We start from the raw sequence: 22,521 nt of genomic DNA on the forward strand, positions 1-22,521 counted from the left end.
TCTCCTACAGGCTTGCGACCAGGGTCAGCTGGTCGTCGTTAAAGTCCGCCAGGCCCATGTGCATGGTCATCGGCGTTATGGTCACGAAGTCGTAGCGGCGGCACGTGCGGCCGTATTGCTGGATCAGCACGCGCAGCAGCTCGGGGTTTTGCGACAGCTGCGAGTCGGAAAGCTGCAGCAGCACCACGTCCCAGTCCCGATCGGGCATGCGCTCGTCGATCTCGACATAGCCCACACCCAGGCGGCGCAGGATCCGCTTCATGCCGGCCGTGCTGCCTGCGTCCACCGCATTGATGAATGCGTGCTTCACGCGCAGCCGGTACAGCGATTCGGGCTCGTCCTTGAAGCGGGTGATATCCCGCTGCCAGGCCAGCAGATCGAGCACGGCCAGGTGGCAGGTTTCCGGATCCATCTGCAGCAAAGGCCAGCGCAGCCAGTCCTCTACCTTTGCCCACCAGCTCTGCGCCGCGGCTGTCAGCTTTGCGAGCTGGATCCCATCCAGCCAGAAAGGCAGCTTCAACTTGATCATTCGTGTACCCCGTTCGGGAACTTCACTATTTCGAAGGGGTCGATCCCCGTGGCGGCTGGCTGAACCGTCGCTCCTCCCCAGGTGCTCGTCGGTCGCCGCCTTTCCTTTCTCCCTGCGTCATGCACGCCGTTTCACCTCCAAGCTCTGAATCCTCGGAATGCTCAACTCCGACACGATGTCGTCGTTCAAGAAGCGCAGCGACTCGATGCCGGCGAACTGGTTGTGCAGTTCCTCCCCCAATCGGCTGAACGAAAACCGCGACTGCGGGAATGTCCGCGTCGGCTGGTAGTCACCCTGGGTGCTCTCCCGGAAAGCCGCCCGAATGAACATGGCCACGTCCTCGCGCAGCTTCTCGCGCTGCTCGGTGGTCAGTGTCGATCGGGGCCACAGCTCGACCTCCAGTGCGTGCAAGGTTTCGGGCATCACCATCACCACCAGGTCATCACCATGGCCATGGTTGCCCTGGTCGCGGATGTAGGCGTTGATCTGCTCCAGGAAGGTGGCGGCCGGCACGTCGGCATCGAACAGAACAAAGGCGTTCGCGCTGCCCGGGCCACGTGGTGCGCCGTGCTGGAAATACACGCCGTCAGGGCTTACACCGGGGAAAGCCGAGATCATGGCGCGGTACACCGCATCGGTATGCCACTGGTTCACCGCGGAGAACTGATTGCGCACGCGCAGGCGCAGCTCGTCGTCGGGCTCGGCGTCTGCACCTGGTGCAGTCAGCCAGGCGTCAGCGTTCACCGCCTGGGCAATGCCCGGTACCGGCTCGGGCAGAATCGCGTAATACCCCGGGGCCAGGTTGTAGCCGCTGCCCGTGTCGATCGCCTCGGTCGGGATCTCCAGCTGCATCACGCCGTCGTTGAAGATCCCGGCCACGGTGGTGACCAGCTGGTAAACGTGCCCGTTGATAGCCGGTGACTGCACCACCGTACCGGCCGGCACCTCGAGGGCGCCGCCGGCGTTGACCCGGGTGAACAGCAGTACGCCCTGGGCGCGGGTGGCGCCCTTGCGCTCCACGTTCACCGCCCAGGCCAGCATGTCCAACCAGGTGCCGGTAGCGGTCTTCACAAAGAAGTTCGGCAGCACTGTGCCCGCGACGAACTCCAGGATCCACAGCACGGGCTTGGTCACCAGGGCGGTGACGATCCGCCAGAACGGCGAGTAGGCGCTGGTGTTGCTCAGCGCGCTGCCCTGGGCGGCTACCTCTTTTTCCCAGGCCTGGCGCAGCGCAGCCTCGGTGGTGGGAATGCCGGCGTCATTGAGCGCCTGCTTGAAATCAACGGTCACAGGGTCACCTCGATGTCGCCGAATTCAACGGTGCGAGCGGTTACCAGGTAGATGCCGGCGGCCTGCTCGCGGATGTGGGCGGTACCCGGTACCAGGCGTTCGTCGGCCTCCACCAGCAGCTCCATCTGCTGGATGCAATCGCGTTGGCGGAGGCGATCACGCTCGGCCACCAGCGTCACCAGCAAGCCGCTTTCGCGGATCATGTGGGCGATGTCCTGGGCGATGCTGGAGCGCCCGTCGACCAGCACGGGCTGACGTGACGGATCCAGATCCAGGTCGTTGCGGGTGATCAACAGGTCGATATAAAGGGTCATCCGGCAGCCATCTGGATCATGTTCTCGAGTTCGAGCGGGCTCATTGCCTTGCCGGTGTGGATTTCCACTTTCTCGACGTGCGTCCCGCGGTTGACGTTCTGGTTGTTCTGGATCGACTTCAGCAGCCCACCCTGTGGCACGGCCGTAGCCCGCTGAGGGCTCAGGGTTGAGGTGCTGTCACTGATCGCTTGGCGGGCACGCTGGGTCTTATCGCTGGCCTCTTGAGCCGCCATCGATGCTTCAACCGCCGGGATCTGAGGCTGTACCGGCTGGGCAAGCATCAGCGGCATGGGCGCCGACCACTGCATGGCCTCGGCCGCGGTAGGGCCTGGTTGCGGCATGGCCATGCCCGGTAGCTGTGGCGGTGCCGGTACGTCACCGAAGGTGGTCTCGATATTCACGCCCGGGATGCTGTTCAGCATCTCGATCAGGCCATTGATGGCCTTGTGGAAGATCCCCACGATGCCGTCCCAGGCGGCCCGGGCCATGTTTCCCCAGCCGCCCATGCTGTCGAACCAGGCACCCAGCGCGGCCAGCTGGTCGGAGATCCACTTGAAGGCCTTGGTGTTGGTAATGGCGGCGACGATCTCGTCCCAGTACACGACAGCGGCCACCAGCGCAGCACCCAGGGCGACCACGCCCAGCACCACCCATACGATGGGGTTGGCCAGCAGCGCGGCATTGACCAGCCACAGCGCGCCCTGCCAAAGCAGCGAGGCGGTTTTCGCGATCCCCATCCATGTGGCCATCAGGATCAGGCCACTGACGAACAGGCCGATGTACAGCGTATGCAGCAGGAAAGCGCCAATGCTGCGCCAGGCCACGATGTTCAGGCCCAGCCAGGCCAGCTTCGACAGACCAACCACCATAGTCATGGTCGAGACCAGGGCAATCACACCCATGATCGCCAGTGCCAGGATGCCGATAACCCGGGCCAGGTTCGGGAACATGAGCGTCCAGCGCATCAGGGTGCCGGCGATGTCCGTCAACCAGGTCATCAGCGGGGCCAGGATGGGAATCAGCACCTGGCCGAACGACACGCGCAGCGCCTGCACGGCGGCGCCGAACTGCTGCCATGGGTCGACCATGGCCTTGGCCATCTTGTGCGCCTGCTCGAGGCCGCGCACCCGGCCCAACTGGTCGATGCCATTGGCCAGGCGTCCGGTGTCGCCCATTAGGGTGGTGATCAGGCGCGCCGCCTCGCCGCCGAAGGCATCGCGCAGCTTCTTGCCGTTGGCCTCGATCGACAGATCGCCGAAGCGGCCCTTCAGCTTCTCCAGGATGCCGAGCATCGGCAGCAGCCGGCCCTGCTGGTCGGTAAAGCTCATGCCCAACTTTTCCGAGGCGCCGGTGATGTTCTCGAAAAAGGCCTTGTACAGTCCGCCGGCCTCGCCGCCTTCCATGGTGCTACCGAGCGTGCCGAGCACGGCCATCTGCTCGGCCAGGCTCACACCGGCGGTGCTGGCCAGGCCGCCGGCGGCCTTGAAGGCCTCGCCGATCTGGTCGCCACTGGTGCGGAACAGCTGCACGGCCATGGCCGTCTGGCCGGCCAGGCTCTCGACCCAGGCACCTTTGCCCATGGCGTCGGCCTGGCCCTTGAACAGGTTGTACATGGTGCCGACGTAGGCGCCCATGGTGTCGGCGTCGGCCTTGGTGGCCTTGGCCAGCACGTTGCTGGCATTCGTAAAGGTCGCCAGCTGGGAGCCGGTCAGCCCCTTGATCGCGCCCTCGATGCTGTAGGCCGAGGCAACGAAGTCCCGGGCATTGGCGCCGTAGGCGACGGAAAAGGCCAGCGACTTGCGATTCAACGAGTCCAGGGCATCCTCGGCAACGCCCAGGCTGCGCACCTCGCCCAAGGCGCGGTTCTGCTCCAGGGCGGGCTCCATTGCTTTGCTGATGGCCACGCCGGCGCCCACCATCGCGGCCAGGCCAATGCCCGACTGCTTGATGTATTTCTCGCTTTGGTCGGCGAGATCGGAAAACTTCATCTGCACCTTGGCGAGCGGCGCGGTTACCTGCTCATTCAGGCGCATGATGAAGTTCAAGCGGGCGCTACGATCGGCCATATCCGCTCCTACGCCGCCTGCGGCTCAAGCGTGGCCAGGCGCTGGTTGATCACCTGGATGTTGTGCTCGAGCATTTCACTACCGAGCCAGTTGAAGCCCTCCAGCTGCGCAGCAATGAGCGTGGTACCAGATCCGGCGAACGGATCAAGGATCGTGCCGCCGCGCTCGCACAGCTTCACCACCTCGCGCATCAGCTCGGTGGGCTTGCCGGTCATGTGGTGCTTGTCCGCCTTGCGTACCGGCGAACGGATCACGCCAGGTAGCACCGGGGCCTGCCGATCCAGCGGCATGCGGCCTTTGCTGCCCCAGATCATGAACTCCGCTTGTGCCCGGAACCGGCCAAGCTGGGGGCGCACGCCCTCGGTCTTGTCCCAGGCAGCTACGCCGCGCCATGTGAAGCCAGCGGCCTGCAGGGCATCGGTTGTGATGGGCAGCTGTCGCCAGTCGCTGAAGATGCACACGGCTGCGCCTGGTTTGAGTGCCCTGTAGGCCTCAGAAAGCCAGAGCACGCTCCAAGCCAGGTGCGACCGCTGATCCCTGTGATCACCGGCGAAGTCAGCGTGCTTGCTGTGCGAGCCCTGCATGTATTTGCTGGCTGTCGATTGCTGGCGACTGCCGATATGTAGACCGCCGCTCGAATACGGCGGATCTGTGATCAGCGCGTCGACGGAATCACTCGGGAGCTCTGCCAGGAATTTCAGGCAATCGCCGTGGTACAGCTTGTTACTCGTCAAAAATCTTTCCTTACTAGCCATTCAGTGCGTGCGCGATGCCGTTGGAGATCGCTATTTCCATTCGCCGCCAGTACTCGTCATCGAGCCATTTGGCGGTGCCCAGCACCTCGGCCGTGGGCTCGATGCCGGGCATCCAGCGGCCGGCCAAGGCCAGCAGCTGGCCCAGGCCGTCCTCGGTCAATCGTTCGGCGTGGGCGAGCGCTTTTTTACGGTCACTTCAACGTCCGGGCCGTACTCCTCGAGCAGCGCGCCGGCGATCTGCATCGTCATCAGCGGGTTGGCCAGCAACTCCTTCAGGGCGGCTTTCTGCTCCTGCTTGACGGTGCCGGTCAGCAGGTTGTGCGCCGGCGCGACCTTGTTGGTCGGGGTCATGGCGTTGAAGTACTTGGTCACGTCCTGGGCGGTCAGGTTGAAGCTGAACTCGGTTTCGCCGATCTCGAGATCGATGGTGCGGCTGGCGGTCATGGGGCGTTCCTTGGTCAAAGTGGATTGGGTTGCCGCGGGAGCACGTTGCGCACGTACGCCTGCAGGCCGATCAGCATTTGCCGGGTCAGGGCAAGCTGGTCGCGGAGGGTGAAATAATCCTGTCGAGCGTCTGCTGTGAGTTCGGCGGCTCTTGCATCAGCCACGCCGGCGGCGCCGGGATCGGCATGCACAGTGGCGGGGGCGGCGCAGGTGGCTGCGAGGCGCAGCCGCTGACGGCCAGCAGCAACATCAGCGCGCAGCTGCTTGTTCTGATCGAGCGCATGGTTCAGTTCCTGGGTGTTGGTGGTGTCGAGCTGCTCGAGCTCGGTCAGCAGCTCGCGGCCGAGGCGCAGCGTTTCGCGCAGCGAATCCACTGCAGCGGTCTGGGTTTTGGCGGTGGCCACCGCCGTGTCGCGGTCGGCCGAAACGTTGTCGAGGCGCCACAGCACGGCCAGCAGAGCCAGCACCAGGAACGCGACCAGGTAGCGCGGAAATCCAGTCATCGGGCGCACCAGTCAGCCTCGGCCAGGCGCCGGCGGTGCAGGCCACGCACGAAAACAGGCTTGCCCTGGGCGTCCTTCACGTAGGCCCATACCGGTTTGCCGCCAGGGGCCCAGGCGAGCGCCTTGCAGCCGGCGGCGATATCGCCGGCGTTGATCAGGCCCACAGCCCGGCTTGCGCAGGTGGTGGGCACGCCGAAGTTATGGGCGTGGCTGCTCAGGGCGTCGAAAGTGTTCTGGCTGATCGCCGGGTTGGTCAGGCAGTCCGCCAGGCGCAGCTGGTCGTGCTCGACCACCAGGCGCTCGACCTCGGCGCAGCGCTCGTCCGACCAGAAGTCGCCGACCACAACCGGATGCGGGCTGGTATGGCGGGTGATGCCCTTGCATACGGTCGGCAGGCCACCGGCCAGGCGATCGGCATAGACCACGTTCTGGCCTTCGCCTTCCCACCTGCCCAGGAACGCCTGCAGCTGGGGGCTGAACATGTTCAGGGCGCCGCTGCCGATCAGCAGCGCCACGGCGCTGGTGGCAACTTTCGCGCGCAGGTTCATGGCTTACGCTTCCAGTCGCGCAGCATTTGGCGGTACTTCGGGATCAGCAGCAGGATCTGCAGCACCATGTAAAGCGCAGTCAGCCCGTAAGCCACCGCCGACCAGTCGATAGCACCGGTCGCGCCGGTAGCGGCAACGCCCAGTGCGGGCGATGCCTTAACGATGGCAAGTGCGGTGTCCTGCGCAGCCTGATTCGTGCTCATCGATGAGCCCCTTTTTCGAAAGTGGTCTGGCAGGGAACGCAGCGAGTCATGCCGCCCAGCGCTTGGCGCGCCGGCGGGATCTCCCGATCGCAGTCCTGGCAGTGGGTCAGGCTGGGGCCCGTCGAGCGCGGCCGGGCTAGCTGCGCGGCGATGGCCTGGTCACGCTGACGCTGCTCCAAGGCCTGGGCGCGGTCGAACGGGCAGGTCATCAGCGCAGGCCCTCGATCTCGGTTGCGTCGAGGTACGGCACGCCGTTGATGCGCACGAAGTCCGGCGAGGTAACGTCGAACGGCACCTTGTGCTTGCTCTTCTCGCCGCCCTTGCTGTCGATGTTCAGCAGGCTGGACACCTTGAGCTTCAGCCCGAATGCCTCCACGCGCAGCTCCTCGTCCCCGGCCTTGGCGAAGAACACGCTGTCGAAAGGCTCCAGTGCGCGGAAGCTGCCAGCACGGCGTGCCGCCTCGATCAGCAGGGTGAAGTTGCTGGTATCCAGCTCCAGCTCGCCGGATGCGCTCACGTCGCCGTCGACGTGGCCATTGGGTACGCCCTTGTCCTGGGCGACGGCCGAGTTATCGGTGATGTCCAGGGTGGCGGTCTCGACGTGAACCAGCAGGTCGCCAATGTTCACGTCGAAGTTCTTGCCGCTGATACGTGCCATGCGGGCTTACTCCGATTCGTCGTTGGAAAGGTCGAGCGCGATGTTCGCGGTCAGGTCTTTAGGGCAGTTGTGCGGGCGCAGCTTCAGGTAGGCCTCGACCTTGGTCTTGCTCATCCACACCAGCTGCACGTCGCCGTCGACCGGGGTCTGGATCTCGCCCGGGAACTGCTGGCCGGCGAACAGCACGGCCTTGGCCATGGCGCGCAAAGGGGCCATCAGGGCGCTGGTGTTGGCGGCCATGCTGTTGGGGGTGTTGTTCAGGCGGCGATCGGCAACGCGCTGGATCAGCAGCACACGCACGCGCCGGGCGGCCTTGTCGGCGATGCGCAGGTACTCGACTACCTGGAAGTCGCTGCCCGGGGCGTCCAGCATGTTGCCGTCGCCCCAGAACACGCCCGGGTAGTCCGGATAGGTCTGCGGTACCGAGAAGCGCGCCTTGTCCAGTTCGGCCAGGTAGGCGTCGGGCAGCGGCACGCCGTCTTTGTCTTTCGGCTTGGCGCCCAAGCCCACCACGGCGCCGGTGGCCACACGCATGGGGCTGTCGGCGATGCTTACGGCAGCGTTGGCCAGGCGGCCAGCCAGTACACCCAGATCGTTGCCATGCAGTTGCGGCACTGCCAGCACGCGGGGCGCGGCAATGTCCTTGGTGATGGCCCGCTGCGCTACCAAGTAGGCCGGCCAGTCCTGGGTCGCCTGCTCGATGCCGGGGGTGCAAGCCATCACGAAAGTCCGGCGGCCGTAGGTGTTGTTCAGCGCGACGGCGGCGCCGTGCATTTCCACCAGCTCGGCACCGGCGGACACCGGCGCGGTGATCACCACGGCCTCGACCGAATAGCCTTGCTGCTGGGCGTGCTCGAGCGCGTCCTGCCAGGTCACGTCGTCTGCGATCGGCGCCGCCAGGCAGGCCCAGCGGTCGCCGCCGTTATGGCGAGCGGCTGTGATCTGGGTCTTCAGGTCACTGGCCGGCACGCCCAGCTCGCCGTCCAGGTCGCTCTGCGTGTTCAGGGGGATCAGCTTGCCGACGCCCTTCGGGGCCGGGCCGATGAAAAGGAAATAGCGCTCGATCTCGGTCACGGCACCCTGGCCGAGGTTGAGATTGTTGACGCTGACTTTACCGAGTGCCATGTGGGTGCCTCGTTAGCGGGGAGAGTTAAGGATTTGCTGCAGCACCAGTTGCACCAAGTGCGAGACCTCGCTGGGCGATGCGCCCAGGAAATCGCGCTTTGGCAGCTTGATGTCCCAGCTGGTCGGGCCTGGCTTGTCGCCCTTCAGCGCACGGATCAGCAGCCCAGCCTGGCCAAAGCGCACGTGCTCCTTGATCCAGTTCACCGAGGCGCGCTGCCAGCGGGTCTTGCCTTGCTTGTTCACTCGGGGCAGGCGGATCCGGAAGCCCAGGCGGCGCAGGCGCTTTGCCTGCTCGTCGGTGCTCGGCGCGTCTACGTTCACCGGGTTTGCCTTGCGGGCCATCGCGGCAGTCATGCGCTCGGTGCGGCCGTGGTGGTGCTGGTCGGCGATCCAGCCCTGCAGGCCGTTTTTCCAGCCGAGGGTCGCCTGTTCGTCCGAAAGCTGGACGACGTTCAGGTACTTGTTCTTGATCAGGCCGCTGAGCATCTTGCGGCGGCCTTTGCGCTTGGCTTTAGCCGGTTCGTAGGCCGAGCCGTCCAGGTTGGTCTGCTTGCGCACGCGCTGGTTACTGATCGAGCGCACGCGCTTGCTGACGGTGTTCAACAGGCGCCGGCGCAGCTTGGGCGTCAGCTCCAGAAGGGCCAGCTGGGTATTCACATCCAGCATGCCGTCCATGCGAAAGTCGAAGGTGTTACGCGCCATGGCTGGCCACCTCGCCGTGCTCGGCGACCCACAGGTCAAACGGCACGAACGCCCAGCGCTTGCCGAAGGCTTCGATCTCGCCGTCTGCCTGCTCGGCCAGGTATTGAGGCTCGACGAACTCCAGGGACAGCTCGACGTCGGCCAGGTCGTTGTCCAGCTGCTCGATGTCGAACGTCGGCGCCGGCAGCGCGTGATCGGCGCGACCTTCGTCGTGGTTCTCCAGCCAGCTGCCGACCAGGGCCATCAGCCGGCCCGGGTGGTCGGCGAAGCGCTCGAGCACCAACACGGCGCGATAGCGCATGTCGCCCAGATGCAAGCCCTGGAGGTCGTCCTTCCAGACCAGATCCAGGGTCACCTGCTCGGCCCAGCTGTCCAGCTGCTCGGCGGACACCAGCTGGCACTGCAGCAGGTAGGCGGTCAGGGCGCGCAGCTTGTTCATAGCAGCGCCGCCGTGATGCGGCCGCGGCCCTGGATCGAACGCACCGCCTGCTGGGAAAAGGCCAGGAACTGCTCGCGGGTCTCCGGGCTTTCCTTGGCGACGTTGGCGGCCTCGGCGCGGCGGTTCACGGTGGCGAACTGCTGCAGCAGGTACGCCTTGGCACGGCAGTAAACGGCGCGCTTGTAGGTCGCGGCCATGTGGGTGCGCTGGGGCAGCACCATGGGATCGGCCGCGGCCACGTTGGTGATGCCTGCGACTTTCCACTGGCTTTTGCGCTTGGCCAGGTCGCTGTTGACCTCGCCCATAGCGATTGCCAAACCATCGGCCAGCAATTCCACCAGGTACTCCGCCGGCAGGCGGTAACCCTTCTGGAACTCAGCAACGGAGAGATCCGGCCAGAAGCCGTCATTCTCGATCGCCTGTTCCACCAGGTTGGTGGGTTTGCCGGAAAAGCTCATTGCTGGCCGCTCGAATAGGGCGGGGTGACTGCCTTCGGTGGCAACGGGCTGCACGCAGCCGTTACACCTCGACAGGCCCCGCTGGGGGTGGGTAGACGGTTACTCGGGGGCGCCTTCGGCCTGCTGCTTGCGCAGCGCCTTGCGGGCACCCTCCAGGCGGGTGTTCACGCCGATCTCGGCATACAGCGCAGTGGCGCGCTCAAAGTGGGCAATGGCCTTGGCCCATTCCTTCTCGTCCATGGCCAGGATGCCGAGCACCTTGTGGTAGCGGGCCGGGATGCGCTCGAACAGCTGCCACTTGCCGTCCACCAGGGGCAGCAGGTTGGAAACGTAGGGCTCCGGCGATCGCTTGGCCTTGTACTCGGCCTCGGCCCACTCGATCACCTCGTCCGCCACGAAGGTCTGGATGTTGCGATCGAAGCGCTCCGGCAGCTTCTGGCCCTGCTCCATGGCGAAGGTGGCCAGCTCCAGGCCCTGTTCGAACTGCGCGGTATCGAACAGCCACACCAGGACGTACACCAGCACCGGGTTGGCGTAGTTCAGGCCGCTGTCGCGGTAGCGCTGCACATACTCCAGGTACTTGGGCAGCAGCTCGTCGCGCTTCAACTGCTGACGCAGCTCGCGGCTGTCGATCTGGCTGATTCGCTCCAGATCGCTGGCCAGCGATGCTTCCATCAGCTTGAGGTGCTTCTGGGCGTTGGCCGGGCTGCTCAGGGCAGAGTCCGAGGTGTATGCCACAGGTGCATCACTGGTGACGGAGCCACCAGCGAGCACACGGCGTTTGTGGGCTAGTGCGATGCTCACTACACGAGCTCCAGGCGGTTGGCCTCGATAGCGGCGAACTTGCCCAACTGCTCGATCACATAGCCTTCGTTACGGGCGTTGTAATCCTCGACCTGGGAGCGTTTCGGGTTCTCCAGCAAGTGACGACGCCAACTGCTGCTTTGGTAGTAGAGCGACAGGTTGTCCCAACTGGTGACCACAACGCCGGTTGCCGGGAAGAACGGCACCACGAAAGACTGCAGGCCGCCGTAGGTGGCGATCACCTGCTGCTCCTCGATGCGCTCTTTTTCGGTAGGGGTCTGGCCTTGAGCGGCGTACAACTTGCCCTTGTCGTAGGCCAGCAGGTCGCTACCAACGATGGCCACCAGGTCGCCGGCATCGCGGAACACCGGATCGATCATCTGTTTGATGTCATGCACCAAGGCATCCAGGTTGGCGTAATCGCCGCCAGCACCCAGAGAAATCTTGCTGGCCACGTTGTCGGTGGTCAGCACCTGCGCTGGGATCTGCTCGCGGGCGATCTGCATCCAGCCCTTGTTTACATCCTGCAGCAACGGGTTGTTGGCCAGGTTGGTCTGCACGGCCGCGTGGGTACCGTTCCAGCCCACCATGATGCGATCCAGGGCGATCTGGCGTTGCACGGCCGCGCTGTAGCGCTCGGCAAAGTCCGAAAACTTTGCCCAGCTGTCGATGGTTGCAAAGCGCAGGGCAACGTCGGTTTCGGTGCTGAAAAGCTCGTAACCGAGGTTATCCAGATCCAGCAGGTGGCGTGGCACGCGGTCATTCTGCGTAGTGTCGGTACGGCTCGAGGCCGGGCCGTTCAGACCGATGATGACCTTCTCACCCTTGATCTCGTCGACAGGCACCACGTTGATACGGCCGAGAAAATCCGATTTTTCGGTGATTTTGTCGTTCAGTTCCTGGGCAATGGTCGCCTCGACCGCGAACTGGCGCGCTGCGCTGGATACACCATATGCCTCAGCGATTGCTTCCTGCAGGGCGTAGTACTGCTGTTCAGCACGTGCGGAAAGTGCTCTGCTCATATCAGATCACCCGCTTCTTGGCAGGAACGGCAGCACCTGGAGTGCGTGGTACCTGGCGGCCTTGAGTGGTGTTCAGCGCTTGGTTGAACATCTTCTCGATGTTTGCCAGACGTGCTTCCACGCCCTTGCCAACCTTCTTGCGGCGGCTGAACTCGCGGTCGGCTTCGACCTGCTCGACGATATCGGCGACGGCGGTTTCGACGGCATCGACCTGTTCTTCGCTTTCGCTCTCGTCGACTTCTTCAGAGACGGGCTCGATCACGGTCTGAATGCCGGCGGCGACCAGCAACAGCTGCTCGAGCAAGGCCTTCAACGCTTTCGCGGTGGCTTCATCCATTGGTGGGGTGCTCTCGGTTGGGGTTTGCGGGGTTTCGGTGGGCGCTAAGGCGGCGAAGCGCTTGAAAAAGGTGGTCAGTGCGGTGATCAGCCGATTGGTTTCGGTGCTGACCGGTTCTTCGTCGCGCAACTGACCCAGCTCGACGGACGCTGCGTAGTAGGTCGCCTTGTCGGTACGGCGGGAGAAATACAGCTCCTGGGTGCCCAGGCTGGCCGGCTCGTCGGTGACGGCCAGGCCGGTGAGGTATGCCTTGCCGGTGTTGGCGAAGTTCGGATAGATCTCGATGCTGGTGAACAGCTTTTCGCCGCTGTCGTTGAGGTGCAGCAGCTTGTCGTTGGGCTTCAGCTGCGCCTCGAGGGCAACCTGGCCTTCTTCCAGCTCCGGGTCATCCTCTACCAGGCGCACGGCGAAAACGGTGCCGTGCGAACCCCAGCAGCGCTCATGCTCGGCCCAGATCACCGCCGTATAACGCGACGGCTTATAGGTCTCGGCGATCTCGCGCAGCTCCTGCGGTGTGATCTCGCGGCCATCGGCGGTCGGGCCGCTGGTGGCAACACGTTTCCAGTACGAAACAAGGGAGCGGGGCATGGGCTGAAAGTGGCTCGTCGGTGATCAGATGCCGCCACGATAGGCACCGCGAAATGCCCCAACAATCGAATCCGTTTAGGCCTACTCCTAAAATCTAAAAATAGGAATAACGAGGATTTTATCTGCGCGTTCGGTGCGTTTTCGCCGCATAGACTGCGGCCCATGCCATACGCCATCGAAGTAAAAGAAGCCGCAAAACGCCTGTTTCTTCGCCGCACCAAGCCGAAGGAAATCCAGGCACAGCTCGGCCTGCCAAACGTCCGGATCGTCTACTACTGGATCGCCCGCGGCGGCTGGGACGACATGCTGACGGATGAAGAACCGCTGACCGCCGTCAGCCGCCGCATCACCCTGCTGTTGGAGAAACCCGACGCCCTGGGCAAGGCCGAGCTGGACGAACTCGATCGCCTGACCGGGATCCGTGAGCGCCTGCTGAAGCAGGCCAGCCGGCCGGCCGCAACGCCGCCGCCGGCGAACGAGCACGATCAGCGGGAGGGGCGTGATTCGCCCCGGGGCGAACGGCGGGAGCGTGGCCACCGCGGCGAAGGCGGCGGCAAGCGCAAAGAGAAGAAACCCAAGAACGACATCAGCGGCCTGACCGAGGTGCACTTCCTGGAGAAGTTCACGTCGACCATGTACGGCTACCAGCAGCAGCTGTTCGATGCGAAACAGAACCCGCTGACCCGCCGGATCCGCAATATCCTCAAATCCCGCCAGGTGGGCCTGACCTACTACTTCGCCGCCGAAGCTTTCATGGACGCGGTGCTGACCGGCGACAACCAGATATTCCTGTCGGCCAGCCGGGCCCAGTCCGAGATTTTCCGTAGCTACATCGTCGGCTTCGCCAGCTCCTGGTTCGGCATCGAGCTGACCGGCAACCCCATCACCCTGAGCAACGGCGCCGAGCTGCGCTTCCTCTCGACGAACAGCAGCACCGCGCAGGGCTATCACGGCCACGTGTACGTCGATGAGTATTTCTGGATCCGCGACTTTCAGAAGCTGCAGACGGTGGCCAGCGCGATGGCCACCCACAAGAAGTGGCGCATCACCTACTTCTCGACGCCCAGCGCCGTCACTCACCAGGCTTACCCGTTCTGGACGGGCGAGACCTACCGCAACAGCAAACGCGGCAAAAAGTCGGGGCAGGCCTGGCCGGCCGAGGCGGCTTACACCGCCGGCGCGCTCTGTCCGGATGGCCAGTGGCGCAAGGTGATCACCATCCAAGATGCGATCGCCGGCGGCTGCGACCTGTTCGACCTCGAGCAGCTGCGCAACGAGTACGACGACGACCGCTTCGAGCAGCTGTTCATGTGCAAATTCATCGACAGCAGCCAGTCAGCCTTCACCCTGTCGGATCTGGAGCGCTGCTATTCCGATATCGCCCTGTGGACTGACTACGACCCGGACGACGATCGCCCATTCGGTAACAGCCCCGTCTGGCTGGGCTATGACCCAAGCCGCACGCGTGACGACGCCACCTGCGTGGTGGTGGCCCCGCCGCTCGAGCCGGGCGGCAAGTTCCGCATCCTGGAGAAGCACAGCTGGCGGGGAACGTCGTTCACCCACCAGGCGGCCCAGGTCAAGAAGCTCACCGAGCGCTTTAACGTCCAGCACATCGGCATCGACATCACCGGTGTGGGCTACGGCGTGTTCGACATCGTGCGTGACTTCTACCCGCGGGCAACGCCGATCCACTACAGCCTCGAGGCGAAAAACGCCCTGGTGCTCAAAGCCCAGGACACCGTGCAGGGCAGCCGCATCGAGTGGGACGCCGGCTGGAACGATATCGCCGCGGCCTTCCTGACTATCAAGCGGGGCACCACCAACAGCGGCCAGATCACCTACAGCGCCTCGCGCACCGACGCCACCGGTCACGCCGATATCGCCTGGGCAATCATGCATGCCCTGGCCCACGAACCTCTCAACACCAACAAGCGGCGCCGTAGCCGCTACGCAATGCAGGGTACCCATGGCCAAGCGACCACCAGCAAAGCAGCAACCGCAAGAACGACAGCGCATGCGGGCCTTCACGTTCGGAGCACCCGAAGCGGTGTTGAGCGACAACATCGGCCAGTACCTGGGCGTGTTCGCCAGCGACAACGGGCAGATTTACACGCCGCCGGTGTCGCGCATCGGCCTGGCCCGCCTGCTGCGCGCCAACGCACACCACGGCGCCATTCCCAAGTTCAAGCGCAACATGCTGTTGCGTGAGTTCCTGCCCTCCGAAGGCTGCAGCGCGCAGACCATGGGCAATGCCGCACTCGACTTCATGGTATTTGGCGAGGCGTACTTCTACATCCGGGAGAATGTGTTCGGCCAGGCGCTCGCCCTCGAGCACCTGCAGGCCATCAACATGCGGGTGAAAGTCGATGGCGGCTTCCAGATGCTGCAGCGTGACGGCAAGGCGATCGACTTCCTGGAGCACGAAGTGATCCACGTGAAGGACTATGACGTGGAGCAGAACATCTACGGCGTACCCGACTACCTGGGCGGCCTGCAGGCGTTGCTGCTCAATGAGGCGGCGACCCTGTTCCGCCGGCGCTACTACAGCAACGGCGCCCATGCCGGTTATATCTTCTACACCAACGATCCGGATCTGACCGAGGAAGACGAAAACGAGCTGCGCGCCCAGATCTCGGCCAGCAAGGGCGTGGGCAATTTCCGTTCGATGTTCGTGAACATTCCCGGCGGTAGCGAGAAGGCCATACAGATCATTCCGGTGGGCGACTTCCAGGCGAAGGACGAACTCGAAAAGGTGAAGAACATCACCCGCAACGACGTGATCGCGGCCTGGCGGATGAACCCGGCCCTCGCCGGCATCATCCCGGAGAACAGCGCCGGCTTCGGCGATATCGAGAAGATCGACCGCGTGTACACGGCCAACGAGATCAGGCCTATCTGCCTGCTATTCAACGGCGTCAACGAAGTGCTGCGGGGCGATCGACATATCAGCTGGCGGGAGCCGCCGACTGTCGCTGCATAAATCCTACAGGCGGCAGCTGTGATGCCACTCTGCCACCCGTTTGTGTGTGAAAATAGGCGCCTGATACGGCACCTGGGGAGGGGCGATGAAGATTGTCTGCAAGGCATGCAACGGTAAAGCACGGATCGCGTCGCGCCAGGTGCTTTCCCTGGAGTTCTCGAAGCTGTATTGCCTGTGCCTCGAGCCCCAGTGTGGCCATCAGTTCGTCATGAACCTGACCTATTCCCACGCCACCCGGCCCCCAGCTGGGACGATCGAACAGTTGCTGTTCGACCGGCTGCGCGACCTCCCCAGAGCACAGCAGCGACAGCTGTTCGATCAGCTGGGCGCCGCCTCGGCATGACGCTGGATATCGGCATCGATCGACTCGAGCTGCGTGATATTAATCTGCAAGTAATCCATTAAGCCTGCTTTCGCTCGATCAGGCAGCACTTGATCAGCTGTCGCAATGAAACCGATCAACTCGAATGCATTTCTAACTTGCTCGAGTGTATCGCGTGTCCCGTGTAGTTCCCTCGCGCCAATGTGCATCTGACTCTCCGTTTATCCTGTTGGCGGGGCGCAGTCTAAGTAATGGCTTTTTAAATCGTCAAGAGGATTGTGAACAAATCCTCATTTCCAAATGTGCAGCTTGACGATATATCGAAAGTTTTCGAGGGGCACACACTTTAGATCAACACAAATCAGCGCTAATGCCAGTCGCCATGGGGGCTATAGCGATTTCGCTAATTCGCTAAGTTGAACTTAGGGGTTTCCAGCTGCGTTAAATAACGTTTTAACGCAATAACGCAGGGGGGATTTGGGTGCGTGGGCAGGTGTCCACCTGGTTACCTATTTACGTAGTTAGGTAATTGCGTAAATACGCTTTTGCGCAAATGTCCTTTTGTACTTTAGTCCTTATGTACCAAGGGCTTCCAGTGACTGGGCTGATTACTTGTCAACCCAATAAGGTTGACAATAGATAGGGCAATAGAAAGACAATAAGCAAAGCAATAGAAAAAGGGAGCCGAAGCTCCCTTTCTTTTAGCCGCTGAAGTCGGCTCAGTCGTTTTCCTCTGAAGGGTCGTGTACCGAATAGGTTGCCACGCCCTGGTCGCAGTCCTCCAAAATCAGCAGCTCAGGGTTAAGGCCCAGCTTCTCGGCCACGCGCTCGGCTGCCCGCTGGGCACTCTCCGCACTGCTGGCGGTGACGTTCTGACCCTTGGCCCGGGCCAGGTATGCGCCGGTGCTTGGTCGCACAGTGATGATCATGCCGGTACCTCGTCTGCGGTTGCTGGCTCCAGTTCGGCTACGCGACGAGTCAGAAGCTTGATCAACTCGGCCTGAGTGGCGATCACCTGGTCATCGCGCAGCGACTGCTCGAGGCGGTAGACGATCTCGCCGTTCATGCTGCGCTGGTTGTCGCCCGCAACGGCGAAGATCTTGTCGCGCAGGCCGTCCGGCAGGCGAACAACGAATTTATCAGCGGTGCGGGAATCCATACGGCTCATGCTTCTTTCCTTCAGTTCAAGGTGTAAAGAGTAGCGGTGGTTTTGCGTGCCAGCGGCTTAGCCAGCACTTGGTGCACCAGGTCTGCGTCGGAGTCGGTCAGATCGCCGGTGCGCTTCGCGTCCTCGGCCAGGCGGAACAGGTGCCGCCGTGCCTGGGGTGTTTTCGCTACCAAGTAGCCGATCAGGGCGCCGCCGACTGCGGCGGTGGCCCTTAGATGGCTGGCCGTTGTGGTAGCCTGCGTTTCGCTGCTGGTTGGGTGTGCTGCTTTCATGGGTACTGCTCCTTGCTGGTGGTAGGTGTCGGGGAGTTGCACCTCCTCGACACCCTTCTTTTAGCCCGCCGCTTTCTGCGCCGTGGCTGTGTAAACGCGGTGCATCTGATGCCGCACGTCAAATTTCCCCAAGTCCACGCCGTCAACGTTGCGCAGGTGAACCACAGTCACCGCGGGCGGGATTTCATGCGGCCGTGCCATCCAGTGGGTGATGGTCACCAGCTCGGCCATGTCCTCAGCAGTCGCGAACAGCAGATACTCCGAGGCAATCGGCAGCGAGCCATCCAAGCCGTCGGCGGTGTACAGAATGTTCATGCCTCGGCGACCTCCGGCGCCCACAGCTCGATCATGCGCTGCCAGATCTGGCTGCCGTCCTGTACCCGTTCGTGCACCTCCAGCGTCGGGTCGTAGTCCATCACCAGGACGTGCATACAGTCTTGGAACAAGTCGAGATCCAGAGAGCGCAGATCCGTCAGGGCGAATGGAAAGTCGTCGCCGTTGTACAGGCTCAGCAGGAAACGGCCGATTACCCCGCCGCGGCAGTTCTTCATCAGCGCGTATGGCACCAGGCGGTTAAGTGCGTAGGTGCCCGCCTGTTCAATGGCAGGGCGCTGCCGCTGGTAGGCGATCGCCTGCGCCATGGCGGTTTGCATGCTGTTGGTCATGGTGTGTTCCTTCAGTGGGTGGCGGGATGGGTAGCCAGCAGATCGAGCAGCGCGGTAAAGACCTCGGTGCCCATCCGGTTGGCGGTCAGGTGGCTGTAGTCCAGGCCGATCTCGCTGTTGATCCACCGCGCCCAGTCGGGGCGCACCAGATTGATCATGGTCAGCAGCAACGCACGTCGCGGCACGTCCAGGCCATGCAGGGTTTTCAGCACCGCCTGCATGGGGCCCAGCTGCAGGCTGGCCCAGTTGCTCGGGTGCTCGGCCAGCCGCGGGAAGGCCTCAACGCCAACCAGATGCGCAGCGCGCTCCCAGGCGGCGTAGAACGCGAAGTGATCCTCGAGCGCAGGCGCTGCATGGCTCACAGCAAGGGCTTGGAAAGTGGTGGTGTTCATTGATATCTCCGATTCCGGTTACTCCGGCAGCCGCTCAGATAAAACCTGTGTGGCCCGCCGGAACGTTGGTAACCCTCGTAACTTTTTCTTGGCGTCTCGCTGGAGGCCACGTAATCCGGGGGCTCCAGCCAAACCGACTTGTTACTAGCAACTAGTAACAGCTAGTAACGCGGTTTTAGTCAGACGCCCTGAAAGCCACGGGGCACTAGGCCTACAGCGACTTGCTCTCAAACTCCAAGCTCGTAACATTCGAGTAACAGCGAGTAACGGATTTGTTCTGAGCTGTTCCACGCTGTTACAAACTCCGAGCAGCCGATTAGCCACCGCAACTAGCTGAATTGATTGATTTTCTTTAAAGATTTTTTGATTGTTACTAGAGTTACTAACCTTCATCGGCAGTACGCAGAAAAGACCTCTACCCCCTACGCATACAGCCACACAGGGATAAGCCCACTGATTCATCAGGCCACCCCGTGCTTGCTGAACACCCAGCAGTGCAGCGGCCGTTTCTCCAGCCTCGACCGGACTTTGCGTTGCTCGATGTACTTGTGCGTTGTGCTCTGGAGCAGCGATCGGCGGAGCAGTGCTGCGGGAATCACCTCTTGGCCAGCCAAACGGCAGCGCTGCTGGAAGTGCTCGATGTTCACCGCGATCTCGGCCCGGTCTGCGCTGTGGTTGAGGGTTTCGCGCATCTCTTCACGGGTCTCGCCGTTTTCTGTGATCGTCACCACGTCCTCGTTCAGGAAGTGGAAGATCTGCCAGAACTGCGCCGCGGTCTTGTTCTCGGCGCTGCAGCTTTGTTGACGATCCAGGGCGCGAACTTCCAGATGCTTGGCCAGCGCTTCCAGGTCACGATCAGACCAGGCCGGGAACAGCGCCTGGGTGGCCTTGGCTGCGGCCATCACCTGGGCGTGACAGAGCACGATGCGGCTGTGCTTCACCCCGGCCAGGCCGGCGAAGCGCTGCTCGTAGTGGTTGAAGGCTTCGAAGTAGCGTTCCAGCCAGGCGCTCTCCTGGAGCAGCACTGCTCGCAGGTAGCCCGCCAGGCTTTCCACTGGCATGGTTTTGATGCGCTCGGCCAAGGCCTTCAGTTCGGGGCGGTGGTGGTCGGTGGTCATGTGCATGTACACGATCCGAGTGATGATCGCTTCGGAGCCGTCAACGTTGGTGTTCTGCGAGATACACACGCCACCGCGGAACAGCAGGGCGTCGACGTCGCTGCCCGCGGTTTTCACACCGGTCACACGCAGCTTGGCCATGTAGTCGAACAGCGGCTTGATCTCGTCCCAGTTGTACTGGACGGTGGTGGTGCGGCCGAGGGCGTCGGTGGTTTCCTTGTCGGACTCCAGCAGCACCACCGGCAGATTGCTTACGCCGGCCAGGGCGCGCAGCAGCCCGATCGCTGAGGCGCCGCTGCCGCTGGGCTTGATGCCTTCCTCGTTGTTGCGGCCGCACAGCTTCCACAGGAAGCGCAGCAGCAGGGTCTTACCGGCGCCGGCGGTACCGGTCAGTTCCAGGAACGGCCAGCTCGCTTGCTGGGCGCGGATCTGCTGAGCAAAGAGGGTGCCTGTCCACCAAGCCAGGGTTGCCAGGCCGTTGAGATTGAACACGGCACGGAAGTCGGCAAACCAGCTGGGGTCGTACTCGTCGCCCTTTACCATGTGAAAGTTACGGGTGCTGGTCTTCAGCCCCTCACCGCCAATGTTCAGAAAGCCGTGCTCGTTGGTGGCCACCATCCGCCCTTTGTGAAAGCCAAAGGCCGGGTAGCAGTAGGTTTTCGTCACCTCGTCGTATCCCACGAAGGGCAAGGTACGCACGGTGCTGGGGTTGTCGAACCAGGTGCCCTTGAGCATGGCCAGCACCTTCTCACCGCCGTCGAACTGGCCGCCCGGCGTGCGCTCGAGCATGGCCTTGGCGAAGCCCCGCGGATCTGTGATCGAGCTGGGGGCCAGCGGCTCTTTGCAGTTAAGGCGGGCGTTGGCGAACTCGAAGCGAAAGAAGTAGCGCTGCTCGCCGGTGATGGCGTCCTTCTCCACGTACTCGAACGTCGGCACGCAGTTGGCCACCTGGCTGATGGTGCAGTGCTTTGAGAACGTGGTCTGGTTGCCCTCCACCTTGTCGTCCTTCAGCTCCTCCTTCAGCTCGCCCATGGCCACGCGGGCTGAGTACAGGCGGCTGCCGTGCTCGAGCAGGTAGAAGCCGCGCTCGCGCTTGAGGTACAGCAGATAGGCCATGTGCATGGGGCTCTTGGCGGTGAACAGCCGGCCGCGGTAGCAGGCTTCTGCCATGAACTCCGCGGTCAGTTCGCCATCGCGGTACACGTCGTCCCAGTCACGCTCGCCAGCGAGCGCAGTCCAGGCGAGCTCCTTCATTTCGCGCAGCATGCGCAGGTACTTGAGGATGAATTTGCGCCCGGCCTTGTCGTCGTCCAGGGCCAGGCACCAGGTCACCAGCTTGCCCTTATTGGCCTCCACGATGTCCCAAGGGAAGTTGTTCGCGCTGATCGAGGCGATCACTTTGAAGCCTGCCAGGTACAGCGCGATGGCGTGGAAGATGCCCTCGACCACATGCACCCGATCGCCTTTCTCGATTGTCTGGCCAGGTGGCATCCAGCCGCTGTTGCGATAGGTCATGCCGTACTTGATGCCGGCCTTGTCGCCATCGTTGGCGGCTACGGCCGTGGCATCGATGATTCGTTCCCAGTAGCCGTCGCATAGGTCGAAACGCACGGTGTCGGCATAGTTGCCGTTCTTCAGCTTGCGGCGCGCCTGGGTGTACCAGCCGGCCAGCTTGCTGATATCGAACCCGCGGTTGCGCTGCAGGTAGGCGTCGGCCGTGGCGTTGGGGTTGCTCGGCGTGACCGGGAAGCGCTCGCTCAGGTTCTCGAACAGGTAGCTGTAGCGGTCGCGGGTCTTCTGCTCAAACTGACATTCGTTCTCGCGGTTGCACTTCAGCTGGTACGGCTTCTCGCGGCTGATGTACAGGCGGCGCTGCCCACAGCCGGGGCAGACGCCTTTCTGCAGGTACGCACCGTTGACGCTGGTGAAGTCCAGGTCGCGGTCGTTCTCCAGCGCCTGCACAACGTCCAGGCGGTAGATGTCATCGAAGTTGATGCGGTTGGCCATCTGGTTCATTGAGCGTTGGCCCGACCCATTGCGCGCTCAGCCTGGGCGGCCGCTTCCATGGTCATGTGCACCATGTTGATCAACACCGCGGACTTCGACCCTTCCTCCTTTGGCCGGATCAGGTACTGCCCTGTCTTGATTGCGCGCTCTACGGCGCTTTTGGACTGACCAGACCGAACCACGAACTCGGAAATGGTCACGTATGGCGTGTCGATGGCGATCTGCATTCTGATAATCTCGCTGACTGATATTTGTGGATATATCGCTTACAAGTACACACTTGCATACTCAAAGTACACATACACATAACTTCGGTCAAGGGGACGTAATGGATCTCGGGCAAAAGCTCAAGGAGGTGCGGCTGACAGAGCGCCTAACCCAGTCGGAAATTTGCGAGATAACAGGGATTTATCTGACTACCTGGAAGGGCTATGAGTACGGCCGCAGTAAGACGGTGGCGTCGTCTGAGCTGCTCAAAATCACGATGCACCCACGCTTCAAAAAGTACGCACTGTGGCTTGTCACTGACGAAACGGCACCTGCATGTGGGCAGATCAGTCCGGTGTTGCAGGCATGAGCTACGCGGATCGATTGAAGGCAATCCGTGCAGCTGAGGGCGTTACCCAAGCTCAGTTTTCTGAGTTAGTGGGCATCCCGCACAACACAGTGAAAAAGCTGGAAACCAGTCGTTTTGCTCTCGGGATGGATTCTTTACAGAAGATCACCACCCATTCGCGCTTCACCAAGTACACGCTGTGGCTTATCACCGGCAGCGCTGTATCAGCGGCTGAGCAGGTGTGCCCCTGAAT

The 22,521-nt window shown here is 62.6% G+C and carries 32 protein-coding genes; 5 read left to right on the plus strand and 27 right to left on the minus strand.

All coding sequences use genetic code 11. The features are described 5' to 3' along the window. Positions 1-4: 4 nt before the first annotated feature. The 19 genes from QRN22_RS02680 to QRN22_RS02770 all read right to left on the minus strand — a co-directional run bounded on the left by QRN22_RS02680 (position 5) and on the right by QRN22_RS02770 (position 12,785). Positions 5-529, minus strand: coding sequence for a phage tail protein (locus QRN22_RS02680; protein WP_042555518.1), 525 nt, complete (start codon positions 527-529; stop codon positions 5-7). Positions 530-646: 117 nt separating this feature from the next. Continuing rightward, entirely contained in the window at positions 647-1,819 is a 1,173-nt protein-coding gene (locus tag QRN22_RS02685; protein WP_042555517.1) for a baseplate J/gp47 family protein, read from the minus strand. Continuing rightward, positions 1,816-2,133: a DUF2590 family protein gene (locus QRN22_RS02690; RefSeq protein ID WP_042555516.1), complete on the minus strand. Its 318-nt coding sequence runs from the start codon at positions 2,131-2,133 to the stop codon at positions 1,816-1,818. The genes QRN22_RS02685 and QRN22_RS02690 overlap by 4 nt, the downstream gene beginning before the upstream one ends. Further along, positions 2,130-4,199, minus strand: a complete 2,070-nt coding sequence (locus tag QRN22_RS02695; RefSeq protein ID WP_042555515.1) for a phage tail tape measure protein — start codon at positions 4,197-4,199, stop codon at positions 2,130-2,132. The genes QRN22_RS02690 and QRN22_RS02695 overlap by 4 nt, the downstream gene beginning before the upstream one ends. An 8-nt stretch (positions 4,200-4,207) precedes the next feature. After that, a complete protein-coding gene (locus tag QRN22_RS02700) occupies positions 4,208-4,933 on the minus strand; it encodes a DNA-methyltransferase (protein WP_197077043.1) in 726 nt (241 codons plus the stop codon). Between the two features lie 13 nt (positions 4,934-4,946). Beyond that, entirely contained in the window at positions 4,947-5,090 is a 144-nt protein-coding gene (locus QRN22_RS02705) for a DUF6890 family protein (protein ID WP_419761289.1), read from the minus strand. A 20-nt stretch (positions 5,091-5,110) separates the two neighbouring features. After that, positions 5,111-5,398, minus strand: a complete 288-nt coding sequence (locus QRN22_RS02710) for a putative phage tail assembly chaperone (protein ID WP_042555513.1) — start codon at positions 5,396-5,398, stop codon at positions 5,111-5,113. A 14-nt stretch (positions 5,399-5,412) separates the two neighbouring features. After that, positions 5,413-5,901, minus strand: a complete 489-nt coding sequence (locus QRN22_RS02715) for a lysis system i-spanin subunit Rz (RefSeq protein ID WP_042555512.1) — start codon at positions 5,899-5,901, stop codon at positions 5,413-5,415. Beyond that, entirely contained in the window at positions 5,898-6,449 is a 552-nt protein-coding gene (locus QRN22_RS02720; RefSeq protein WP_042555511.1) for a lysozyme, read from the minus strand. The genes QRN22_RS02715 and QRN22_RS02720 overlap by 4 nt, the downstream gene beginning before the upstream one ends. Further along, positions 6,446-6,652: a hypothetical protein gene (locus tag QRN22_RS02725; protein ID WP_042555510.1), complete on the minus strand. Its 207-nt coding sequence runs from the start codon at positions 6,650-6,652 to the stop codon at positions 6,446-6,448. Before QRN22_RS02725 ends, QRN22_RS02720 begins: the two co-directional genes overlap by 4 nt. After that, positions 6,649-6,861 (minus strand): TraR/DksA family transcriptional regulator, encoded by a 213-nt coding sequence (locus tag QRN22_RS02730; protein ID WP_042555509.1) that lies wholly within the window; start codon positions 6,859-6,861, stop codon positions 6,649-6,651. Before QRN22_RS02730 ends, QRN22_RS02725 begins: the two co-directional genes overlap by 4 nt. Beyond that, the gene (locus tag QRN22_RS02735; RefSeq protein ID WP_042555508.1) at positions 6,861-7,310 is read right to left on the minus strand and encodes a DUF2597 family protein; all 450 of its coding nucleotides are present in this window, start codon (positions 7,308-7,310) and stop codon (positions 6,861-6,863) included. Before QRN22_RS02735 ends, QRN22_RS02730 begins: the two co-directional genes overlap by 1 nt. Before the next feature lie 6 nt (positions 7,311-7,316). Next, complete coding sequence (locus QRN22_RS02740) at positions 7,317-8,435, minus strand: DUF2586 domain-containing protein (RefSeq protein ID WP_042555507.1); 1,119 nt, start codon at positions 8,433-8,435, stop codon at positions 7,317-7,319. Positions 8,436-8,447: 12 nt separating this feature from the next. Then, complete coding sequence (locus tag QRN22_RS02745; RefSeq protein WP_042555506.1) at positions 8,448-9,137, minus strand: phage virion morphogenesis protein; 690 nt, start codon at positions 9,135-9,137, stop codon at positions 8,448-8,450. Further along, complete coding sequence (locus tag QRN22_RS02750) at positions 9,127-9,576, minus strand: phage tail protein (protein ID WP_042555505.1); 450 nt, start codon at positions 9,574-9,576, stop codon at positions 9,127-9,129. Before QRN22_RS02750 ends, QRN22_RS02745 begins: the two co-directional genes overlap by 11 nt. Beyond that, positions 9,573-10,034: a head completion/stabilization protein gene (locus tag QRN22_RS02755; protein WP_042555504.1), complete on the minus strand. Its 462-nt coding sequence runs from the start codon at positions 10,032-10,034 to the stop codon at positions 9,573-9,575. The genes QRN22_RS02750 and QRN22_RS02755 overlap by 4 nt, the downstream gene beginning before the upstream one ends. Positions 10,035-10,133: 99 nt before the next feature. Beyond that, positions 10,134-10,838, minus strand: a complete 705-nt coding sequence (gene gpM / locus QRN22_RS02760; protein WP_042555503.1) for a phage terminase small subunit — start codon at positions 10,836-10,838, stop codon at positions 10,134-10,136. Continuing rightward, complete coding sequence (locus tag QRN22_RS02765) at positions 10,838-11,860, minus strand: phage major capsid protein, P2 family (protein ID WP_042555502.1); 1,023 nt, start codon at positions 11,858-11,860, stop codon at positions 10,838-10,840. The genes gpM and QRN22_RS02765 overlap by 1 nt, the downstream gene beginning before the upstream one ends. A gap of 1 nt (position 11,861) precedes the next feature. Then, positions 11,862-12,785 carry a GPO family capsid scaffolding protein gene (locus tag QRN22_RS02770; RefSeq protein ID WP_042555501.1) on the minus strand — a complete coding sequence of 308 codons (924 nt, stop codon included), beginning with the start codon at positions 12,783-12,785 and terminating at the stop codon, positions 11,862-11,864. Between the two features lie 162 nt (positions 12,786-12,947). On the opposite strand from QRN22_RS02770, the gene QRN22_RS02775 reads away from it, so the two are divergent. The 3 genes from QRN22_RS02775 (at position 12,948) to QRN22_RS02785 (ending at position 16,111) form a co-directional block, all read left to right on the plus strand. After that, positions 12,948-14,996, plus strand: coding sequence for a terminase large subunit domain-containing protein (locus QRN22_RS02775; protein WP_082045856.1), 2,049 nt, complete (start codon positions 12,948-12,950; stop codon positions 14,994-14,996). Continuing rightward, a complete protein-coding gene (locus QRN22_RS02780) occupies positions 14,908-15,768 on the plus strand; it encodes a phage portal protein (protein WP_231570206.1) in 861 nt (286 codons plus the stop codon). Before QRN22_RS02775 ends, QRN22_RS02780 begins: the two co-directional genes overlap by 89 nt. A gap of 85 nt (positions 15,769-15,853) precedes the next feature. Further along, on the plus strand, positions 15,854-16,111 hold the full coding sequence (locus tag QRN22_RS02785; protein ID WP_042555498.1) for an ogr/Delta-like zinc finger family protein: 258 nt from the start codon (positions 15,854-15,856) through the stop codon (positions 16,109-16,111). A gap of 698 nt (positions 16,112-16,809) precedes the next feature. Here QRN22_RS02785 and QRN22_RS02790 read toward each other — a convergent pair. The 8 genes from QRN22_RS02790 to QRN22_RS02825 form a co-directional block, all read right to left on the minus strand. Beyond that, positions 16,810-17,019 carry a hypothetical protein gene (locus tag QRN22_RS02790; RefSeq protein WP_042555496.1) on the minus strand — a complete coding sequence of 70 codons (210 nt, stop codon included), beginning with the start codon at positions 17,017-17,019 and terminating at the stop codon, positions 16,810-16,812. Then, on the minus strand, positions 17,016-17,258 hold the full coding sequence (locus QRN22_RS26530) for an Arc family DNA-binding protein (protein WP_042555495.1): 243 nt from the start codon (positions 17,256-17,258) through the stop codon (positions 17,016-17,018). The genes QRN22_RS02790 and QRN22_RS26530 overlap by 4 nt, the downstream gene beginning before the upstream one ends. A gap of 11 nt (positions 17,259-17,269) precedes the next feature. Then, complete coding sequence (locus QRN22_RS02800) at positions 17,270-17,530, minus strand: hypothetical protein (protein WP_042555494.1); 261 nt, start codon at positions 17,528-17,530, stop codon at positions 17,270-17,272. Between the two features lie 60 nt (positions 17,531-17,590). After that, positions 17,591-17,845 (minus strand): hypothetical protein, encoded by a 255-nt coding sequence (locus QRN22_RS02805; RefSeq protein WP_042555493.1) that lies wholly within the window; start codon positions 17,843-17,845, stop codon positions 17,591-17,593. Beyond that, positions 17,842-18,195, minus strand: coding sequence for a DUF7673 family protein (locus QRN22_RS02810; protein WP_042555492.1), 354 nt, complete (start codon positions 18,193-18,195; stop codon positions 17,842-17,844). Before QRN22_RS02810 ends, QRN22_RS02805 begins: the two co-directional genes overlap by 4 nt. Before the next feature lie 11 nt (positions 18,196-18,206). Then, positions 18,207-18,587 carry a hypothetical protein gene (locus QRN22_RS02815; RefSeq protein ID WP_052493840.1) on the minus strand — a complete coding sequence of 127 codons (381 nt, stop codon included), beginning with the start codon at positions 18,585-18,587 and terminating at the stop codon, positions 18,207-18,209. Between the two features lie 461 nt (positions 18,588-19,048). Continuing rightward, positions 19,049-21,712: a toprim domain-containing protein gene (locus tag QRN22_RS02820; protein ID WP_231570205.1), complete on the minus strand. Its 2,664-nt coding sequence runs from the start codon at positions 21,710-21,712 to the stop codon at positions 19,049-19,051. Between the two features lie 5 nt (positions 21,713-21,717). Then, positions 21,718-21,939: a hypothetical protein gene (locus QRN22_RS02825; protein WP_042555490.1), complete on the minus strand. Its 222-nt coding sequence runs from the start codon at positions 21,937-21,939 to the stop codon at positions 21,718-21,720. 101 nt (positions 21,940-22,040) lie between these two features. Here QRN22_RS02825 and QRN22_RS02830 point away from each other — a divergent pair, with 101 nt between their 5' ends. Further along, positions 22,041-22,289 carry a helix-turn-helix domain-containing protein gene (locus QRN22_RS02830; protein WP_042555489.1) on the plus strand — a complete coding sequence of 83 codons (249 nt, stop codon included), beginning with the start codon at positions 22,041-22,043 and terminating at the stop codon, positions 22,287-22,289. Next, positions 22,286-22,519, plus strand: coding sequence for a helix-turn-helix domain-containing protein (locus QRN22_RS02835; protein WP_042555488.1), 234 nt, complete (start codon positions 22,286-22,288; stop codon positions 22,517-22,519). Before QRN22_RS02830 ends, QRN22_RS02835 begins: the two co-directional genes overlap by 4 nt. The last annotated feature ends 2 nt before the right edge of the window (positions 22,520-22,521 follow it).

Source organism: Pseudomonas sp. MEJ086 (genome assembly GCF_030209025.1).
In the GTDB taxonomy this organism is placed as follows: domain Bacteria; phylum Pseudomonadota; class Gammaproteobacteria; order Pseudomonadales; family Pseudomonadaceae; genus Aquipseudomonas; species Aquipseudomonas fulva_A.

Bases quoted from the DNA above. Each gene is read 5' to 3' on its own strand.
- QRN22_RS02775 (WP_082045856.1), top strand. From the start codon at position 12,948: ATGCCATACGCCATCGAAGTAAAAGAAGCCGCAAAACGCCTGTTTCTT.
- QRN22_RS02750 (WP_042555505.1), bottom strand. From the start codon at position 9,576: ATGAACAAGCTGCGCGCCCTGACCGCCTACCTGCTGCAGTGCCAGCTG.
- QRN22_RS02785 (WP_042555498.1), top strand. From the start codon at position 15,854: ATGAAGATTGTCTGCAAGGCATGCAACGGTAAAGCACGGATCGCGTCG.
- QRN22_RS02695 (WP_042555515.1), bottom strand. From the start codon at position 4,199: ATGGCCGATCGTAGCGCCCGCTTGAACTTCATCATGCGCCTGAATGAG.
- QRN22_RS02680 (WP_042555518.1), bottom strand. From the start codon at position 529: ATGATCAAGTTGAAGCTGCCTTTCTGGCTGGATGGGATCCAGCTCGCA.
- QRN22_RS02810 (WP_042555492.1), bottom strand. From the start codon at position 18,195: ATGACCAACAGCATGCAAACCGCCATGGCGCAGGCGATCGCCTACCAG.
- QRN22_RS02720 (WP_042555511.1), bottom strand. From the start codon at position 6,449: ATGAACCTGCGCGCGAAAGTTGCCACCAGCGCCGTGGCGCTGCTGATC.
- QRN22_RS02735 (WP_042555508.1), bottom strand. From the start codon at position 7,310: ATGGCACGTATCAGCGGCAAGAACTTCGACGTGAACATTGGCGACCTG.
- QRN22_RS02825 (WP_042555490.1), bottom strand. From the start codon at position 21,939: ATGCAGATCGCCATCGACACGCCATACGTGACCATTTCCGAGTTCGTG.
- QRN22_RS02805 (WP_042555493.1), bottom strand. From the start codon at position 17,845: ATGAACATTCTGTACACCGCCGACGGCTTGGATGGCTCGCTGCCGATT.
- QRN22_RS02730 (WP_042555509.1), bottom strand. From the start codon at position 6,861: ATGACCTGCCCGTTCGACCGCGCCCAGGCCTTGGAGCAGCGTCAGCGT.
- QRN22_RS02835 (WP_042555488.1), top strand. From the start codon at position 22,286: ATGAGCTACGCGGATCGATTGAAGGCAATCCGTGCAGCTGAGGGCGTT.
- QRN22_RS02715 (WP_042555512.1), bottom strand. From the start codon at position 5,901: ATGACTGGATTTCCGCGCTACCTGGTCGCGTTCCTGGTGCTGGCTCTG.
- QRN22_RS02770 (WP_042555501.1), bottom strand. From the start codon at position 12,785: ATGCCCCGCTCCCTTGTTTCGTACTGGAAACGTGTTGCCACCAGCGGC.
- QRN22_RS02710 (WP_042555513.1), bottom strand. From the start codon at position 5,398: ATGACCGCCAGCCGCACCATCGATCTCGAGATCGGCGAAACCGAGTTC.
- QRN22_RS02755 (WP_042555504.1), bottom strand. From the start codon at position 10,034: ATGAGCTTTTCCGGCAAACCCACCAACCTGGTGGAACAGGCGATCGAG.
- QRN22_RS02790 (WP_042555496.1), bottom strand. From the start codon at position 17,019: ATGATCATCACTGTGCGACCAAGCACCGGCGCATACCTGGCCCGGGCC.
- QRN22_RS02765 (WP_042555502.1), bottom strand. From the start codon at position 11,860: ATGAGCAGAGCACTTTCCGCACGTGCTGAACAGCAGTACTACGCCCTG.
- QRN22_RS02690 (WP_042555516.1), bottom strand. From the start codon at position 2,133: ATGACCCTTTATATCGACCTGTTGATCACCCGCAACGACCTGGATCTG.
- QRN22_RS02820 (WP_231570205.1), bottom strand. From the start codon at position 21,712: ATGGCCAACCGCATCAACTTCGATGACATCTACCGCCTGGACGTTGTG.
- QRN22_RS02745 (WP_042555506.1), bottom strand. From the start codon at position 9,137: ATGGCGCGTAACACCTTCGACTTTCGCATGGACGGCATGCTGGATGTG.
- QRN22_RS02815 (WP_052493840.1), bottom strand. From the start codon at position 18,587: ATGAACACCACCACTTTCCAAGCCCTTGCTGTGAGCCATGCAGCGCCT.
- QRN22_RS02740 (WP_042555507.1), bottom strand. From the start codon at position 8,435: ATGGCACTCGGTAAAGTCAGCGTCAACAATCTCAACCTCGGCCAGGGT.
- QRN22_RS02800 (WP_042555494.1), bottom strand. From the start codon at position 17,530: ATGAAAGCAGCACACCCAACCAGCAGCGAAACGCAGGCTACCACAACG.
- QRN22_RS02830 (WP_042555489.1), top strand. From the start codon at position 22,041: ATGGATCTCGGGCAAAAGCTCAAGGAGGTGCGGCTGACAGAGCGCCTA.
- QRN22_RS26530 (WP_042555495.1), bottom strand. From the start codon at position 17,258: ATGAGCCGTATGGATTCCCGCACCGCTGATAAATTCGTTGTTCGCCTG.
- QRN22_RS02725 (WP_042555510.1), bottom strand. From the start codon at position 6,652: ATGAGCACGAATCAGGCTGCGCAGGACACCGCACTTGCCATCGTTAAG.